At 43.9% G+C, this 17266-nt stretch carries 17 protein-coding genes; 6 read left to right on the top strand and 11 right to left on the bottom strand.

Annotated elements, in window-relative coordinates; all coding sequences use genetic code 11:
• Positions 1 to 70 precede the first annotated feature (70 nt).
• The gene (locus ACN0QW_RS14455; RefSeq protein WP_417432308.1) at positions 71 to 958 is read left to right on the top strand and encodes a LysR family transcriptional regulator; all 888 of its coding nucleotides are present in this window, start codon (positions 71 to 73) and stop codon (positions 956 to 958) included.
• A 51-nt stretch (positions 959 to 1009) separates the two neighbouring features.
• Here the strand turns inward: ACN0QW_RS14455 and ACN0QW_RS14450 are convergent, their stop codons facing one another.
• Positions 1010 to 1945, bottom strand: a complete 936-nt coding sequence (locus ACN0QW_RS14450) for an EamA family transporter (RefSeq protein ID WP_417432307.1) — start codon at positions 1943 to 1945, stop codon at positions 1010 to 1012.
• Positions 1946 to 2012: 67 nt separating this feature from the next.
• Positions 2013 to 2612, bottom strand: coding sequence for a nitroreductase family protein (locus ACN0QW_RS14445; RefSeq protein ID WP_417432306.1), 600 nt, complete (start codon positions 2610 to 2612; stop codon positions 2013 to 2015).
• A gap of 149 nt (positions 2613 to 2761) precedes the next feature.
• Between ACN0QW_RS14445 and ACN0QW_RS14440 the strand changes: the two genes are divergently transcribed.
• Positions 2762 to 3292, top strand: coding sequence for a MarR family winged helix-turn-helix transcriptional regulator (locus tag ACN0QW_RS14440; protein ID WP_299376878.1), 531 nt, complete (start codon positions 2762 to 2764; stop codon positions 3290 to 3292).
• Between the two features lie 24 nt (positions 3293 to 3316).
• On the opposite strand, the gene ACN0QW_RS14435 is transcribed toward ACN0QW_RS14440, so the two are convergent.
• The 6 genes from ACN0QW_RS14435 to ACN0QW_RS14410 form a co-directional block, all read right to left on the bottom strand.
• Complete coding sequence (locus ACN0QW_RS14435) at positions 3317 to 4297, bottom strand: bestrophin family protein (RefSeq protein ID WP_417432305.1); 981 nt, start codon at positions 4295 to 4297, stop codon at positions 3317 to 3319.
• Positions 4298 to 4473: 176 nt separating this feature from the next.
• Positions 4474 to 5118, bottom strand: a complete 645-nt coding sequence (locus ACN0QW_RS14430; RefSeq protein ID WP_417432304.1) for an ABC-type transport auxiliary lipoprotein family protein — start codon at positions 5116 to 5118, stop codon at positions 4474 to 4476.
• 110 nt (positions 5119 to 5228) lie between these two features.
• Positions 5229 to 6263 (bottom strand): MlaD family protein, encoded by a 1035-nt coding sequence (locus ACN0QW_RS14425; protein WP_417432303.1) that lies wholly within the window; start codon positions 6261 to 6263, stop codon positions 5229 to 5231.
• Between the two features lie 108 nt (positions 6264 to 6371).
• Positions 6372 to 7154 carry an ABC transporter ATP-binding protein gene (locus tag ACN0QW_RS14420; RefSeq protein WP_417432302.1) on the bottom strand — a complete coding sequence of 261 codons (783 nt, stop codon included), beginning with the start codon at positions 7152 to 7154 and terminating at the stop codon, positions 6372 to 6374.
• 2 nt (positions 7155 to 7156) lie between these two features.
• Entirely contained in the window at positions 7157 to 8299 is a 1143-nt protein-coding gene (locus ACN0QW_RS14415) for an MlaE family lipid ABC transporter permease subunit (RefSeq protein WP_417432301.1), read from the bottom strand.
• An 85-nt stretch (positions 8300 to 8384) separates the two neighbouring features.
• Complete coding sequence (locus ACN0QW_RS14410; RefSeq protein ID WP_417432300.1) at positions 8385 to 8954, bottom strand: hypothetical protein; 570 nt, start codon at positions 8952 to 8954, stop codon at positions 8385 to 8387.
• A 212-nt stretch (positions 8955 to 9166) separates the two neighbouring features.
• On the opposite strand from ACN0QW_RS14410, the gene ACN0QW_RS14405 reads away from it, so the two are divergent.
• Positions 9167 to 9931, top strand: coding sequence for a substrate-binding periplasmic protein (locus ACN0QW_RS14405; RefSeq protein WP_417432299.1), 765 nt, complete (start codon positions 9167 to 9169; stop codon positions 9929 to 9931).
• An 85-nt stretch (positions 9932 to 10016) separates the two neighbouring features.
• Here ACN0QW_RS14405 and ACN0QW_RS14400 read toward each other — a convergent pair whose 3' ends face one another.
• Positions 10017 to 10310 carry a hypothetical protein gene (locus ACN0QW_RS14400; RefSeq protein ID WP_417432298.1) on the bottom strand — a complete coding sequence of 98 codons (294 nt, stop codon included), beginning with the start codon at positions 10308 to 10310 and terminating at the stop codon, positions 10017 to 10019.
• Between the two features lie 493 nt (positions 10311 to 10803).
• On the opposite strand from ACN0QW_RS14400, the gene ACN0QW_RS14395 reads away from it, so the two are divergent.
• Positions 10804 to 11568 (top strand): sulfite exporter TauE/SafE family protein, encoded by a 765-nt coding sequence (locus ACN0QW_RS14395; RefSeq protein WP_417432297.1) that lies wholly within the window; start codon positions 10804 to 10806, stop codon positions 11566 to 11568.
• A gap of 53 nt (positions 11569 to 11621) precedes the next feature.
• On the opposite strand, the gene ACN0QW_RS14390 is transcribed toward ACN0QW_RS14395, so the two are convergent.
• Positions 11622 to 12779, bottom strand: coding sequence for a TauD/TfdA family dioxygenase (locus tag ACN0QW_RS14390; RefSeq protein WP_417432296.1), 1158 nt, complete (start codon positions 12777 to 12779; stop codon positions 11622 to 11624).
• Between the two features lie 255 nt (positions 12780 to 13034).
• Here ACN0QW_RS14390 and ACN0QW_RS14385 point away from each other — a divergent pair, with 255 nt between their 5' ends.
• Positions 13035 to 14189, top strand: coding sequence for an aminotransferase (locus ACN0QW_RS14385; RefSeq protein WP_299376910.1), 1155 nt, complete (start codon positions 13035 to 13037; stop codon positions 14187 to 14189).
• Between the two features lie 44 nt (positions 14190 to 14233).
• On the opposite strand, the gene ACN0QW_RS14380 is transcribed toward ACN0QW_RS14385, so the two are convergent.
• The gene (locus tag ACN0QW_RS14380; protein WP_417432295.1) at positions 14234 to 15733 is read right to left on the bottom strand and encodes a PLP-dependent aminotransferase family protein; all 1500 of its coding nucleotides are present in this window, start codon (positions 15731 to 15733) and stop codon (positions 14234 to 14236) included.
• 301 nt (positions 15734 to 16034) lie between these two features.
• Here ACN0QW_RS14380 and ACN0QW_RS14375 point away from each other — a divergent pair, with 301 nt between their 5' ends.
• Positions 16035 to 17129: an extracellular solute-binding protein gene (locus ACN0QW_RS14375; protein ID WP_417432294.1), complete on the top strand. Its 1095-nt coding sequence runs from the start codon at positions 16035 to 16037 to the stop codon at positions 17127 to 17129.
• Positions 17130 to 17266 lie beyond the last annotated feature (137 nt).

Genomic DNA, 17266 nt, shown 5'->3' with positions numbered 1-17266 from the left:
AAATCATACGCAATTAATTTTATAAATAAAAATGTTTGTTTTTGATCTTTATTAATACAAAAATGAATAGATGAGTGATTGGGATGATTATCGATATTTTCAGGCCGTTATTAAAAACGGTGGGCTTTCTGCTGCTGCCCGAGAGTTAGGCGTAAGCCAACCAACGGTTGGTCGGCGGATTGCCGCGATGGAAGAGCGCCTAGGGCAACAGCTTTTGGAACGCGATGGCAAGTATGTGCGCCTGACGGCCTATGGCTTGTTGCTTGCGAAGAGGATAACGCCCCTTGTTGAAACGGCGTTTCGCCTTGAGAGAGAGTTGGAAAGCTTTGGCCAGCGTGATTATCCGCCCGTTCGCTTGACGGCAACCGAGGGATTGGCCGCTTATTGGTTACCACAGGTTGTTGCTCAGCTTCAAAGGCGTGAACCCGACCTGAGAGTTTTATTATCGCCGGGTAATCAATTAGAGGATATACATCGTGGTGATGCAGATATCGCCTTTAGAGTTCACGGGCGAAAAGATACGGAGCTAGTTGAAAAAAAGATATTCGCCTTAAAAAACGGTTTATGGGCTTCGGAAAAATATCTCGAAACCTATGGCGAACCCAATTCTGAGGAGGACTTAACTTTACATAAGCTTGTTGGGTTTAATGAAGCCTACATGTCGATGCCTTATATGGAAAACTTTGCATCTCGCCCGCTTTCTAAAAACATTGTTTTTCGATCCGATAGCGTGCCTGTCCAAGCGCAAGCAGTTCTGGCAGGTGTCGGTATGGGTGTTTTGCCTGATTATATCGCAACACATATGGGGCTTTGTAGGGTCAATTGGCAAGGTTCGATACCAGAAACAGAGATCTCTATGGTTTGCCATCCCGAAGCGCTTAAAAATCCGCACGTTAATTTTCTGTGGTACAAGTTTTTACAAGATGGAGCCAATTTAATGACTTCCCTTCAGGCCTAAGATGTCGTTGTGACACCCTAGGCCTGAAGGGAAGTCATTAGGGCAGGATTATTATGTTTTTTGCCTTTGTGAAATAATGGTGATGACAATACCGATGGCTATTATGCCTGCTCCGCCCCAAGTAAAAAGACTATAACGTTCGCCGAGAATAAAGGTAGCGGTTAGAAGACCGACGGCGGCGGCAACATACCCAATCTGGCTAAGCAGAACTGGACCGCCCTTTTGTTGCAATCTGAAGAAAACCGGAAAAGTTAAGCCAGCTACAACAGCTTGTGTTGCTGCGATCCATGGGATTACGGCAAGTTCTGAAATCCGGACGGTTCCTGTAGTGGCAAGAAGCAAGGCAATAAACACTAATATTGCAAAGCCGTGGCTCCAGAATGCAAGGCTGTCTGGAAGTGCATTTTCCGGCCAATCAATGGTTCTATAGATATTACCGCATGCCAGTGTCAGGGGGATCAGGATTGCCGCGATAATCCAAATAAGTTCCGGGGCTTCTGCTGAACCTGCACGAGTGATGCTCACTACGATAGCACCGATGAGGCCAATGCCTATACCGACTAATCCTAAAAAATTAGGTGTTTTTAACTTGAATAAGGTTGCAAGTGCTAAGGTAAACACAGGTGAGAGCGCAAACATTAATCCTGTATATCCTGCTCCGGCATGGGGAATAACACTAAAAAGAAGCAGGTTCGGAATAACAAAAGAAATAAGAGACGATATAATAGCGTAACGTAATGTTTTTCCTTTGGGTATTACGAGCTGTTTTCGTAGAGCTAAGCTTGGTAGTATAAGGCTAGAGACCCCGACAGAAACCAAAAGCGCCCAGATCATAGGCGAAACGTTTGCTTCACCTGCGATCTTCCCAAGAGGGAAGTTGAAACCGATTAATGTGCCGGTTATCAGGAGAAGACTGGTAGGACTTTTCAATACATTTTTACTCTTTGAGTTGTTTCCCGAGGCATTGTTTGTTGTTGATAAACTCATTTGTCTTCTCCTGAGTACGAATGTACTTGTTGTTAAATAACACTCAAAAAGTGCTTGGTGTGAAGCATTATGAAAACGTGCCAGAAAAAATAATTTCAGTACTAGAAAGGCGTTGGCTGGGAATTTCTCTTTCCTGTAGTTCGGGGACAAGAAAATCCGGGTCTGTGTTTTTACCAACAGCAACAGCAATTTCCACTTTGTAACGGTCTGGTAGGTTTAATGCTTCTTGTGCTTTGTCGAAATAAAGGCCAGCCATTGCGTGGGCTTTGTATCCACTAATAGAAGCCTGAAGGGCTAGCTGAGCCCAGGCTGCCCCTGTATCAAAACTGTTGTAATTTGATGGGCGGTCTGGCCGTGTACCATCCCCAGAGACAATCTTGTCCGATATAACAAAAACCAATGCTGATGCGTTTTGTGCCCAATTTTTATTGAAGGGGTCTAATAGATCCAATTGTGTATTCCAGTATTCATCACCACGATGGGAATAAACAAAGCGCCAAGACTGTACATTAAATGCTGAGGGCGCCCATCTTGCTGCTTCCAAAATGGTTTGAAGATCATCGTTCGGAATATTGCTGCTGTCAAAAGCACGGGGAGACCACCTGTTGATAAATAATGGATCAATAGGGTGGTTCGGGGTGCGGAGTGGAAGTGATGTATCTGGCATAACGCAATCCTTTACTATTTCCAGACCCTTTACTGCTTATGGGCCTTTACAATTTTTGGGGCGTCATGTATCTCTATCTAGGATGATTTGATATAAGATATTTTGACGTCAAATAATTTGATGTCGTAATAAATAAGGATTGTTTAGTGATGAGTCAAGTCCCCAAAAAGTCGATTCCCAAAAAGGCTGTTATTTCGTCGACAACAGAAGGCGGCCCAATGGAAGGAATTTTAGCGCAATGGCGTCGTGAGAGGCCTGATATAGATCCGGCGCCGATGGCTGTTTGTGGTGAAATTTGGCGGGCCGGGGAAAAACTTCGGCAGGGCGTTTTAGATAATATTTCTAATTACAATCTGGATTTTGCCGGTATGGATGTGTTGTTCACACTACGCCGTCAAGGAAAAGGAGAGACGTTGTCTCCTTCGTTGTTAGCTAAAGATATGATGTTATCAACATCTGCGATGACCAATCGGCTTGATCGTCTTGAGAAACGTGGCCTTATTGAGAGAATGATGGACCCAAATGACAGGCGAGGGCAAATGGTCGCCTTGACTGATGACGGTTTTGACTTGGCAAATGAGATGGTGGTTACACATGTAAAAAAAGAAGAGGCTATGTTATCAAATCTATCTGATGAAGAACGCCAACACCTTCGCCATCTATTGGCAAAGATCGATTGATTAAGTGCTTACTGGATATTGAGGTCAGATATGATAATAGCCATTTGGCTTTACCGGTTCTGGTAAGTTCTCTTCATTAAGTGTCTCTAGCAGGTTAATTTCAATATTGCGAGACATTGTTGTCAGCGCGAGATTGTGTGCTGATGTGCCAAAAGGATCTTCTAACTCTTCGCCCAAAGCATCCAGACCAAAAAAGGTGTATGCGATTATTGCTGTTACAAAAGGTGTCATTATGCCCAATGATGTAACGAGACCAAAAGGAAGGCAAAAGCAATAGATATACGCTGTTCTGTGAAGGAGTAAGTTATAGGCAAAGGGCAGAGGTGTATTGTGTATCCGTTCACAGGCGGCGAGAATTGCGGATAGGGAGGTCAGGCGTTCTTCTAAGTTCCTTGCCGAGATTTCACCGATGAATTCTTTCTGAAGCATCTGGCGGAGCTCTTGCCCCATTAAGTTTAAAATGAAGTTGGGCTTGTGGCGAACTCTATTGAGGCTTTGAAAATCACCGGGGGATAGAAACCTGTGAACATCGTCACTATAATCTGTACCCCTTAGGTGATGGCGTAGCGAGTGTGCAAAGCCGATTGCAAGGAAAACAATTTTTTCCTGATGCGTTTTGCATACTAAAGCCATATCGGTGGCTTTACTTTCTATCTCAGTAGATTGATTGTTATTTGAAGAACCTTTTACCCATGCGTATGTTTGAGTCTGCCTCGCAAGAGAACGCGTGTCGATAATCAACTGTCCCCAGAGTTTTCTCGCTTCCCACCAGCGTTCATAAGAAGCGCTATTTCTAAAGCCTAGAAAGATTGAAAGCGTTACGCCAAGTAAAATAAAGGGTGTAACTGTTAAGTGTGGTAGATAGGTCGGCGCGTAAAGGTGAACAAAATAAACCAACAGTCCTAGCAAAGCTGTAAAAAGAATTTGGGGTGCGATCGTTGGAACTATTGACCCCTTTAGAACAAAAAATAACCTGAATACATTAGGTTTGTCCCTGATAATCATTTGGATGCTTTCCAGATATAAGAACGTTGGGGCAAAATGAAGTGAGCATCGCAAAATTAGATAAATTAAAGGGCTTCGCAATTCGAAAATTCGGTATAATCGTTTTGATGTTTCGAATAGAGTAAAAAAATCAGTTTACTACACACTGTAGCGCTTTTGGGCCTTTCTGAAATCGCCTATCCTTTATATTTTGAATGTGCGGTAATGAGAGTCCATTCAACGAGTTTTTTTATAACTTTCCCAAGCCCTTCGTCGAAAGCAGCTACAACAGAATTCAATTGATCTGATTGGGCTGGAATCCTTGCCTCGAAACTTTGGGAGCCAATAATTGTTCGCCGGGGCATTTGTACAATTTTCGCGTTAATGACAACCCTGACCTCTGGCGTATTGCCAAAATAAAGAGTTTGAAATTCGCGGAGTTCAGTTTTGAGAATAAAATCTGATCTTAGGCCGATGGTTTCTCTACCAACTGCCACAATTCTATCGGTATTTTCAAATGATTCCACAAGCAGCGTCTGGACCATGATCGGGGCTTTGTCGACCCACCCGGCATTGGCGTAATATTCCATCTGATTGGTTTTACGCTGTAGCGCAATCTTTGTTGTGTTCAAGCTGGCATTGGCAGAAGTTTGTTCTAAGACCAGCTGCCATGGAACCTTTGGTAAGCCTTCGTCAAAAGTACTTTTTGGCGATAGGCGATAAAGGTCAGGAAGTGGACCTTGTCCGGGAATAAGAGTTGCACAGGATGCTAGAAGGCCAGAAACAGGAAGCAAGCCAGCAAGTTTCAGGAAGGCGCGTTTTTTATTATCTGTATCGTTCATTGGGCTTACTTACTCTGTCGTTGTCGTTTTTTTTGCGTCTTCGGCGTATCTTTACGTATAGTGGGGCCAGAATTATCGTTTTTCCAATTATAAAAAGCCATTTTTATATATTATTCCGGTGGCTCAAAGCCCTTTTGCTTATCGCCAAAAAAGAACCTAGCGGGATCGCGTTCAATTTCTCCGGCGATGAGTTGTAGGTCCCGGACAAGAGTTCTTGTTTCTGACAACAGGTTGGAAAATTCATAAAGCCCTGTGGATGTGAAGTCTTGAAGAGGTTCTCTGTTTTCCCTGATAAGGGCTTCGACCTGGTTACTGGTGCTTGCAAAACTGCGAGCTGTTTGTTGAAAATCCTGTACGAGAATTTTGATTTCGGGGGTGCTTTTGCCAACAAGATTATCAATTGATACGGCGGCGTTATCCAACGAGGTGATCGCATGGTTAGTTTTGTTTATTATCTCTGTGCTGCCCTGACGTAGTTCATCAGTTAACTCTTTTACCGATACAGAAACGGCCTTCATATTGCTGGCAGTAACGGCGGTGTCGTCGATAAGACCTGAGATTTGATTTTCTTTTTCAGCAAGGGCTTTTGTCAGGGCTTCAATGTTCTTAAGCGTTAGGGCAATACTTACTCTGTTTTGGTCATTCAGTAGATCATTGCCGCGAGCAAGAAGAACATTGGCGCTTGAGACCAGTTCTGGTGCACCTTCTAATAACTGATCTAGAGCGGATGTTTTTGATTGGATGACAGGGTGACCATAGGGGCCTTCTTCGACAAGTGGCGCAGACTGCATATTGCCAATTGTCAGTTGGATGGATTTAACACCTGTAATCCCCTCTAGCTGGAGTGTCGCTGTGGTGTCTTGTTTTACGGGGGTGCCTTCTTCTACTTCTAAAAGGATAACAACTTCTTCTGCTGGTTTGTCCGGCGACAAGGCAACATCAACGACTTCTCCTACGTTGACGCCATGATAGCGAACTGGGCTTCCGGGTTTTAGACCTGTAACATCCCCTCGGTAAATAATGTTGTAATTGGCATAGCTTTGATCTGATTCAAACTTTGCGAGCCAGACCACAAAGGCGAGAGCCCCGATAAAAAAAGCAATGACAAAAGAGCCGACAATCATATGGTTTGCACGGGTTTCCATTATATCTCCTTACCGGGAAAATATATCCCGGAATATGTCCCAGAATATGTCTGGATTAGGGCGCTATTCATATAGTTGTGGCTTGTTACCATAATTTTTAAGTTGCCGTTATGCATGTGATCTTGTCGCTGCCCGTCCTCTTGGACCGCCGAAATATTCCTTGATCCATGGATCAGGTTCTTTTGATAGCTCTGAAATTGTACCGACCTTTATTTTCTTATCCAGCAGAACGCCAATACGATTACAGATGGCATGGAGTGAATCCAAATCATGGGTAATCATAACAACAGTAAGTCCTAATGTATCCTGTAGCTTTGCGATTAATGCATCAAACTGGGCGGCACCAATAGGGTCAAGGCCCGCGGTTGGTTCATCGAGGAAAAGGATATCAGGGTCCAGAGCCAGAGCGCGAGCAATACCAGCCCTTTTTCTCATTCCGCCAGACAGTTCAGAAGGGTATTTGTCTCCTGCTTCAATTGGTAGGCCTGCCAAGGCAATTTTCAAAGCTGCAATTTCCCGTACAAACTGTTTCGGGAGTTTTGTATGTTCGTTAATCACGGCTTCAATGTTTTGAGATACGGTCAGGGAGGAAAAGAGGGCGCCATCCTGAAAAAGGACTCCCATGCGCTGTCTTAAGGCCCTTAATTCTGCTTGCGAAACCTGATCAACATCTTGTTTCAGGATCTTTATGGACCCTGCTGCTTTTTGATTAAGGCCGATTATCGTGCGCATCAAAACCGATTTTCCGGTGCCCGAGCCACCAACAACACCTAAAACTTCGCCTTTTCTGATGTCGAGATCAAGGTGGTCATGAAGGATGTGGTCGCCAAACTGATTGCGAATACCTTTGAGTGAGATAACAAGGTTTTCAGATTTGATTACCGTGGGCATTCTCAAATCCCCATAACAGAGAAGAGAATGGATAGAAGCGCATCTAAAACAATGACAAAAAAGATTGCCTCAACAACAGAACGGGTTGTTTGTCGGCCAACTGATTCGGCACTTCTACTTACCTGTAGGCCCTCGTGACAGCCTATCAGGGCAATAATAAACGCAAAAATAGGGGCCTTGATTATGCCAACCCAGAAATCCCCCAGTGAGGCTGCATCCTGTAGATAACGGACGTATTGATAAAAGGACAGATCAAGCGTGAGCATGGTCATCGCTGCGCCTCCAAGAATGCCCATGATATCTGCGTAAAAGGTCAATAGGGGTAAAACCAGTATCAATCCCAAAATGCGAGGGAGAACCAAAACATCAATGGGGTCTAAACCTATTGTGCGCATGGCATCAATTTCTTCGTTGACCTTCATGGTTCCCAATTGTGCCGTAAAGGCACTGCCAGATCGGCCAGCCACAATAATGGCGGTGAGTAAAATGCCCATTTCTCTCAACACACCGACAGCAACGAGATTAATTGTGAATATCTGTGCGCCAAAACGTTCGAGCTGTCCGGCACCCTGAAAGGCCAAAACCACACCAATCAGAAAGGAAATCAGACCAACGATCGGAAGGGCATGAATCCCGATTTGTTCCATTTGTGCTACTAAAGGCGTCCATCGGATGCGTTTAGGGTTGGTCATTTGTCTGGCGAAGGCAACCAGAACCAACCCAAAAAATGCAACGAGTTCTTGTACCTGCGTGATGGTATTGAAAAAACTCTCACCTGTATCCGTAAGAAGCTTCTTTAAACCAACGAGACTGTTTTCGGGGGGGCATTCTTTTATTCTATGTTTTTGAACAGTATCAAGAATTTGTCTGACATGTTTAGGAACACTTTTTAGAGATGTTTTCCCTCCGGTTCCTTCAATGCCTTCTTTATATTGTAGAAAGTAAAGAGCGCCAGCTGTGTCCATAACCTCGACAGCTTTCAGGTCGAATACTCGAACCACGTTATCTGCGCCGGTTTCATTTGAACTCTTTGAAGAAGAGACTTGCGTGATGACGCTGGCGAGTTCTTGGGTTGTCCAAGAACCGGAAAGAAAGTAGGTCAGTGTTGTTTTGTCAGAGGAGAACTTGATTTCCGGTGAAGTCAAATTATCAGAGGCCGCATTTTTGTTTCAGTGAGATCGTAAATATATATTACGCGTTCTTTTCCTGAAAAGGCCAGTTTAAAGAAGGTTATGTTACTTGGTATGTTGAAACCAATTCCCTAACGGCATCTTCACCAGTGATAAAAGCGGCTTGGACTTGCTTGGCATAATCAATATGCAAAAGACGTTTGTTTGACAGGGTTTTATCGTGTCGCCCTGTACTCCCCAGCACATAATCCTTTATCAGGTCAGGCGGCATTGGAACGGTGCGTTCGTCTTCGGGTAATTCTACTTCTGCCAAAGAGAAATAGGTTTTACCATGATCCTTTAAAAAATCAACATCCCACGTCACATCATCGACAATGAATTTAAAGCGAACTTTGGTGACATTATACTCACGTACAGACCAAAGACGGTTAAAATCATCTTCAGATATGTCTGTTTCTACCTCGATAACGTCATCATCGACACGTTGTTTGTAGGTAAAAATATAACGGACCGTCTGTGCCTGAAGGTCATGCCATTCACGAATACGAGCACCTTTTCGAATATAGCCCTGTCGTATGGCGGCACGAAAACAATCCGAGGCTGATAACGTTGCTTCTAGCTTGCCCTCTGGATCGTGGAGAGCAAATTTATACTCGTTTTCAATTGGCACTTTCTTGCCTTTCACCTTTGTAGAAAAGATTTATTACCCTTTTCCTGCTGAGCAAGCCAGAGCAAGAAGATACTGTCATAATAGTTTCACATTTCTCAATTTTTTTAAATAACTGTGTAAATTTACGCACTTAATATAACGCTTGATGGGTGGTGGAATTGTTGTAATGATCTGCTTACGTTTGTTTTTTTTGCGTTTGGTTGCTTGCGTTAATGAAGTTGTACTCCTTTACTCTGTTCTTGATGATGTCATCGATCAGCTATAGTTTTGCCGCGGATAATCCGTTGAAAGCTGTTGTGTTGGCTGAAGAGCCGTGGGGATTTTATGATGAATCAGGGGGCATTGATGGTGTTACAGTTTCTTATTTTAAGCACTTGTCGAAATTTTTGGACGAACCTATAGAAGTTGTTCTTGTGCCAAGGCAACGATTGCTCCGTGGCATGAAAAAAGGAACCTATGATCTAACGATCACATTTCAAGATTATCTGTCTGAAGAATTCGCAACGCCTTTAGAACCTACTATTATGCTTGATAAAATGCTTGTGGGGTTAAAGGCGCTGGATATTAAGTCCAAAGAGGACATCGAAGGCTTGCGTTTGGCTATAGTCAGAGGGGCAAGCACAGGTTCTTGGATAGATCAAAACAAAGCGATTAAGAAAATCGAAACCGCTAATTTTACCGAGGCTTTGTGGTTACTTAAAAAAGGGCGCGTAGATGTCGTAACCGGAACAGAACAAGTTATTCATGCTTCGTTGCCCAAAGTCGGTATGACAACAGGCGATATTGGAACGCCTTATTTTTTGAGCTGTAAACATGTGATTTTGATGCTATCCAATGCTTCGCCAAATTTTTCAAAAAAAGTAAAAATCAAAAACGCAGCCAGAGAGCTTAGGCATAGCCCTGAATGGGATGCCTTACTCGAGGATGCAAAAACAATAGCACCTGACCTGATACATGATCTCAACAATCACAATTAAGGGCTATTGAATAGAGCTGAACACACAGGTAACCATACTGCTTTTAACAGAAATTAGATTGCCTATCGAGCCGCGATTTAAGGTTTTAATTATAGATGTATTTTGATGAAGAACTATTATATAGCGAGGCTTCTTGAGTGTTATCCGCAGTATAGAAGCTATCTTTTGTATATCTTAGTTTCCGTGTATTCTGTTTTGCCTCAGAAATTTTCCATTGCTTTGCAACTTTCTGCCTCCAAGCCGCATCTTTAGCCAGCGCGGCAAGTGTCATCGCTTCACCTTTATGGTTTTTTGGGACGATGATGTCTTGGGCAAAGGTCGGAGCTGTTAGTGATGATGACAAGACGATTAGAGATAGGGCAAGCATAAATTTTTTCATAACTAGGATTCCAATTACAGTTTTTAGACAGTGAATTATTTAAATTGAATGGGCTGATTATGTTTGAGAGACCTAATCATGCATTCATCTAAGCCTTTTCAATGCAGTGTTTTGGATCAAAAGGCGTGGATATAAATTTCATTCATACACGGTTTAAATACTGCAATTTGGGCTCCTCTTATTTTTCAATTAGCTTGATCAAAATTTGATACCTAGAGTAACGACTAAGGTGCCCCAAGTAGATCTTGGCTATTAACCTAGCTGATGATCCGTGCTTTAGGTGTGATATTAAAAAGACAACCTTTTGTTCACAAAAAGGCAGGTTGATAAGAATTGTTTTTGGACGTTAATAATTCCGTGAAAAATATTTATTTTTAAATTGATACAGTATCTTAGCTTATGATTTTGCGCTTTGATTATTCCCTGACTTGCCTTTTGGGGAATTTGTAGTGTAACTGGGTGACACATTTATCTCACAGGATGGCCGCGCTTCATGTTGCCGGATGTTTCTCTTTCTTTTTATATCGTCGCAGCCTTTGCTGTTTTAATCACCGGAATTTCCAAAAGCGGATTTTCGGGGGGAATGGGGGCTTTGACCGTGCCTTTGATGGCGATGTTCATTTCCCCCTTTAAAGCGGCTGCGATAATGCTACCCATTCTGTGCTGTATGGATGCTCTTAGTATTTGGGCTTATCGGAAAAGCTTTCACCGTAAAAATTTAACGGTGCTTGTTCTCGGAGCTTTATCGGGGATTGGTATCGGCGCACTGACCTATAGTTATGTCGAGGCGAATGATATCCGGATTTTGCTAGGGCTTCTGACGCTGTTGTTTGGGCTGAGTTATTTTATTAGTAATCAAAAAGAAAGAAAACAAACAGAGGCGTCGTCTCCTGTCGGAATTGGATGCGGTGTGATTGCTGGATTTACCAGTTTTGTGGCTCATGCGGGCGGTCCCCCAGTTAAGTTTTTCCTTTTGCGGCAGCGGTTAGACAAAACAGTTTTTGTCGGAACAAATGTTGCCTTCTTTCTTATTGTTAATCAGGTTAAGTTGATACCCTATGCGTGGATGGGGCAATTTTCTTCTGAAAACCTGATGCTTTCGCTTTTGTTTGTGCCAATTGTCCCCTTGGGCATTTGGTTAGGTTTGAAGTTACATCAATTAATTGCGCCTGAGCTGTTCTACCAAATCAGTTATCTGATGATGATATTGGCCGGTGCGAAATTGCTCTATGATGGAATGTCACCGTTTGTTTGGTAAAGCCAAAAGCCCAATCCGAAAGGGATGAGTTTTTGTTAAGGGCCATCAGAGAGCTAGCTGTAAGTCCGCGCCAGAACGCGGAGACGGCTTTCAAAATCACTTCGATCTACATAGCATCCCCGCAGGTGTCTTACCCCACTGTAGCCATCACCAGCTTCGTATGAATTTCGACCATGCATGACCCGTCTGTTATCAAAGATGCAGAGATCTCCGGGGGTCATTTTTACAGAAACAACAAAACGTGGATCATTAATCAGAACCATGAGCTTTCTAAAGGCAAGATAGAAGCGGTCCATTATTTTTTCATCCATATCAAAAGTATCGACGAGGTGCGGGCTGTACCTTAACTCAATAAGTTGATCATTTTCGTCGACATTGATGATGGTTTTCCGTGTTCGAATGTCTGTTTCAAAATCATGAAATCGCATGGGCACAGTAACGGTCGTTAACAGATGGAATGCCTTTGGATCTGTTTTTCTGAGCTCGTCTATGATCTTGAAGCCGTCAGCATAAGTTGATTCTCCACCAAGACTGTCATTCATCAGACAGTGCAGGAATTGATATCCCGGCGGTGTTTCTTGATTGATCAAATCAATATGAAGGGGCAGAGCTTCGGAGGTATAGGCGTTGTTGATGGGGTTTGGTTTTGATTGCACATCAAAAACAGTTCCGAAGTTGGTTTGGCGCAGAAAAGAGATCCTATTGGCAACATCTGTAACCCCTTCGTCTGTGCAAGGTACATTGCGTACGTAAGAAATGCCGGATTTTTGAACTGCTTTTAACCAGTTAAATAGAGCCAGGTCATCCTGCATGAGGTCATTGTATTCGACCTCGTACATATCATTCAGGATTTCTGTTCCCCAAGGTACGATAACGGATGTGTTCGGCTTTTTGAAATTGGGGGAATAGGCATTCTCATAAAGCCATTGTAGTTGATAGGTGCTTTTGTGTGCCTCTTCTGACCAACTGATAGACAAGGTGGTTTGGTCAAAGTTTCCTTCGGTGGCGTATATATCAGGACTTACCGTCGTCAGGTTGAATAGGCGCTCTTGTGTTGAGGGATGGAAACCGCTTGTACAGTTGTCGCGAAGCCATAGGTAATGGAAGGTTGCAACTTTGCCGTCGGACCATCTGATTTCCAGGGAGCGATCTGAAAGGTTCAGTTCCTTTGCTGAAACGTCAAATTGTCCTTTTTGGGCGAGCGAGCTCATTCTTTACTCCGTAAGTAGCTATTTGGCCCCCGAATGTCGTAGGGCAAATGTGTGGGAAAATCTGTTGACGATTAAAAAAGGAACTTGGATTAGATCGAGGGCATCGGGAAGTGATTTTATTTGGTAGATCAGTCAGTTTTTCTCAGGGGAATGACGAAGTGGTCATGGGATCAATAATAGTTTGAACTTTCATTGTGTGAAAACCAGCTAAGGTGTTACTATTAATGCAAGAAATTCTAACCGGGAGCCAAAACCATGAAAGACGCCAATTCTGTCCTTTCTTCTTATAGTACGACTGTTTTTGAGGTGATGTCCCAATTGGCCTTGAAACATGATGCCATTAATCTGGGACAGGGTTTTCCAGATGAAGACGGCCCGGAAGAGTTACGGAAAATAGCGGCTGATAGCTTGATGGAAGGCCCCAATCAATATCCGTCTATGATGGGTATTCCTGAATTGCGCAAAGCGATCGCTGACCATGATAAAAAGTTTTATGGCTTAAATCTGGATTGGAAGACCGAAGTTATGGTGACTTCCGGGGCAACCGAAGCCTTGGCGGATTGTTTGTTCGGGTTAATTGAGCCTGGTGATGAAGTTGTCGTTCTGGAGCCATCGTATGATTGTTATATCCCGCTTATTAAAAGAGCAGGTGGTATTCCGGTAATTGTGCCTATGTCGGCACCTGATTGGAAGCTGCCGATTGAAGAGCTGGATGAAGCCCTTACCCAGGAAACCAAACTGATTATTATCAACAGCCCAATGAACCCAACAGGAAAGGCGTTCCATTGGGATGAGCTGGAAGCCTTGGCCGAATTGTGTTTGCGGTATGACATCTATGCGGTATGTGACGAAGTTTATGAGCACCTCATCTTTGACGGACGAAAGCACTATCCGCTGATCACGCTTCCGGGGATGAGGGATCGAACGGTTCGTATCGGGTCTGCGGGGAAAAGTTTTGCGCTTACGGGTTGGAAAGTTGGTTATGTTTGTGGCGCACCAGAGGTTTTAACCCCGATTATCAAGGCACATCAATTCACGACCTTTACCACGCCACCAAATTTGCAAAAGGCAGTGGCTGCGGGATTGTCAAAAGATCAAAGTTATTTCAATAATCTAATAAAAGATCTGGAAGGTAAGAGGGATTATCTTTCAAAGGCTTTAGCTGATATTGGTTTTGATGTCTTGCCGTGTGATGGTACTTATTTCGTTACGGTCGATATTCGAGGTGTTCACTCTGGCAAAGATGACGAGTTTTGCCGTTACATAACGACAGAGGCAAAAGTTGCAGCAATCCCGGTCAGTGTATTCTTTGACATGGAGGGCCCCACGAACTTAGTCCGTTTTTGCTTTTGCAAGCGAATGGAAGTCCTTGAAGAAGCGGTCAGCCGGTTAAAGAAAGCCCTGTCGTAGCTTTTTCTGCTTGATGTCTTTGGAATTGCTAAGGAGTTTTAATCTTAGAGAATTTCTTTCAGTATCTTGGCCATGCCTTTGATGCCGTCAGAAATTTTTTCTTCGGGTGTCCCCGCAAAACCAATCATAAAGCCTTTTCGTTTGAGCGGGGCCATGCAGTAATAGTCCAGATTATTTACGGCATAGCCAGCGGCTCTTAACGTTTGTTCGACTTGTTCAGGGTCTGCATGATCGGGAAGCCAGGCGTTACAGTGGAAACCCTGTTCTACCGGGTTAATCTCGACCAGCCCTTTGAGGTGCTTTTCTGCTGCTTCAATAAGAATTTGTTGGCGTTGATGATATACACGACGCATTTTCCGCATGTGTGTGGCGAAGAAACCTTCGTTTATAAAGTCCGCAATAATTTGCTGGGTCAACTTGGGGGTTGATCGCTGTAAAATGGTAGAGGCATGAGCAAAGTCCTCTGCCATTGATTTGGGCACAATCATATAGCCTAGTCGAAGACCGGGATAGAGTATCTTGGTAAATGAGCTGACATAAAGAACTCTTCCCCCTTTATCCAGCCCTTGCAAAGCTGACAGGGGACGCCCCGTATATCTGAATTCACTGTTGTAATCGTCTTCAAAAATCCAGGTATTGTTTTGTTGTGCCCACTCCAGAAGTTTGATGCGACGGGTGAGGGGCATCCGATAACCCAAGGGGTGTTGGCTTGACGGTGTTACATAGGCAAGGCGTGCCGGGGTATCTTTGGCTTCTTCCGGGCAGAGATCAGGGTTGAATCCGTGTTCATCCGGGGGAATGGGAACGACATTGGCGCCAGTTCCTTCGAAGACACAGCGTGCAGCGGTATGGCCAGGATCTTCCATCCAGACAGTATCGCCGGGATCAAGCAGGAGTTGACTAGCAAGATTAAGGGCGGACTGGGTACCAGAGGTGATAATGATCTGTTCTGGTGTGCAGCGCACTGAACGGGATGTTTTCAGGTAGCTCGAAATTGCTTCTCGCAAAGGCATGAAGCCGCCGCGATCTGCGTAGGTTAGATCGTCGTTGGATGGCTTGCGTTGATATCTGTTGGTCAGGCGAGAAAAAACATCATGCGGCAATAGCTCGTATGCCGGTTGGCTTGGCCTAAAGGTGTAAATGCCTTCTGGTTCGTATTGATGAGGCAGTTCCGAATATTTAAGGCCTCGGTTTGAAAGAGTTAAATCAGGATCTTCTTCGAAAGAATCGGGGTCGTCATCACTTGCCGATTGGTAGAAATCGGTCATTGCTGATAAACGATGGGTTACATAAGTGCCCGCCCCTCGACGTGTTTCCAAAAAACCTTCGGAAATCATTTGTTCAATTGTATTGATGACCGTTGTTCTGGAAATTTCCAGTTCAGTAGCAATTGTTCTGCTGGCTGAAAGCTTGGTTCCAGGTGGTAAGTCACCGGAAAGAATAAGCTTTCTGATGCCGCTATAGAGCTGTCTGTAAAGCGGTGTTTGTGATGTCGGGTCCAGTTTGATACCTTCTAGTAAGGCGCCGGATGCAAATTTAGCCATAATCGTGAACTTAATGTAAAATTGGTCTGATTGGCCATCCAATAATGGATCTTAAAGTGATGCCACTATCAGTGTAGTATTTCCAAAACAACAAAGCCGCAAGTAAAACTGTGTAAAAGCAGGATTGCAAACAAAGTTCAATGTCACTGTAATACACGCCCTGTAGGTGTGCATTCACGATAGGAAAATGTTCATTCTGAACATTCAAGTCAGACTTGGAGAGCTCTTGTTCGGTGAATAAAAAGTCCTTTGGGACTAGAACGCAATCGAACATGTGCATTTATAAACACGGAGGTTTTTTATGATTAACACGAAAGCCAAGCTTTCGCTTAAGCAGGCAATTCTGGGTGTAACTGCAATCGCAGGCCTGGCATTTGCTGGTCAAGCACATGCAGAAGAACTACGCCTTCTTACCTGGGGTGGTTATGCTCCTGAATCTGTTGTTAAGCAGTTCAAGGAAGAAACTGGCATCGATGTTAAGGTTACTAAATCTAACAACGAAGAAATGATTGCCAAACTTCGTGCGACTGGCGGTGGCGGTTTTGACCTTGCTCAGCCTAGCCAAGACCGTATTTCTGGTGCGCAGGCCGAACATAGAATTTACAAGCCAATTGATCTTTCGAAAATCGATTCTAGTCAGTTCATCGGCTCTATGCTTGAAGCAACAAAGACAAACACAACCTATAAGGGTGATGTTTACGGTGTGCCACACGTATGGGGTACAAGTGGTCTGGTTTTGAACACAAAGCTTGCTAGCACGGTTAAAGATTATACTGATCTTTGTAATGATGCGGTTGCTGGTAAAGTTTCTTACCGTCTGAAGCGTCCAACTTTGATTGGTTTTGCTTTTGCTTTGGGTCACGACCCATTTGCTGCTTATGGCGATAAAGCCAAGTACGAAGAAATCATGGGCGACGTTGAAAACAAGCTCATTTCTTGTAAAGCAAATGTGAAAACCTATTGGGAAGGCGGCGACGCACTTCTTAACCTTGTTCGTTCAGGCGAAGTTGTTGCTGCTATGGCTTGGGATACAGGCGGATGGAAGCTTAACAACGATAATGCAGACGTAACTTTTGTTGCGCCTAAATCTGGTGCTCTTGGTTGGATTGATACTTTTGTTCTGCCAAAGAAAACTGAAAATGAAGCTGCTGCTTACAAGTGGATCAACTTCGTAATGCGTCCTGAAGTTGCTGCACAAATTACAGCAGTTGCCGGTAACTTCACAGCATCCAAAGGTGCTGATGAGCACGCTGATGCGACGCTGAAAGCTCAGTTCCAGGGAAGTTTCCCACAGGCTGATCTTGATAACATCAAATGGTACCCAACTGTACCACCAGGGCTTGAAACTATCGAAGGTAAAGTTCTGGATCGTGTGAAAGCTGCTTCTTCTAACTAAGAAGAGCATGCCATACGGTACATAAAAGGCGGCCCCCGGTCTTGTTAGAGATCGGGGGTATTGCCATCAGCGGTTTGTTCCGTCATTTTCCGCTAAAGTCCTAATCTCGGGGGACTTTAAAACCCGGCATAACAGGC

Origin of the sequence: Kiloniella sp. (assembly GCF_048259265.1) — a bacterium.
Lineage (GTDB): Bacteria > Pseudomonadota > Alphaproteobacteria > Kiloniellales > Kiloniellaceae > Kiloniella.
Note: the sequence above shows the minus strand (reverse complement) of the source record. Positions and strands in the feature narration are given on the sequence as shown.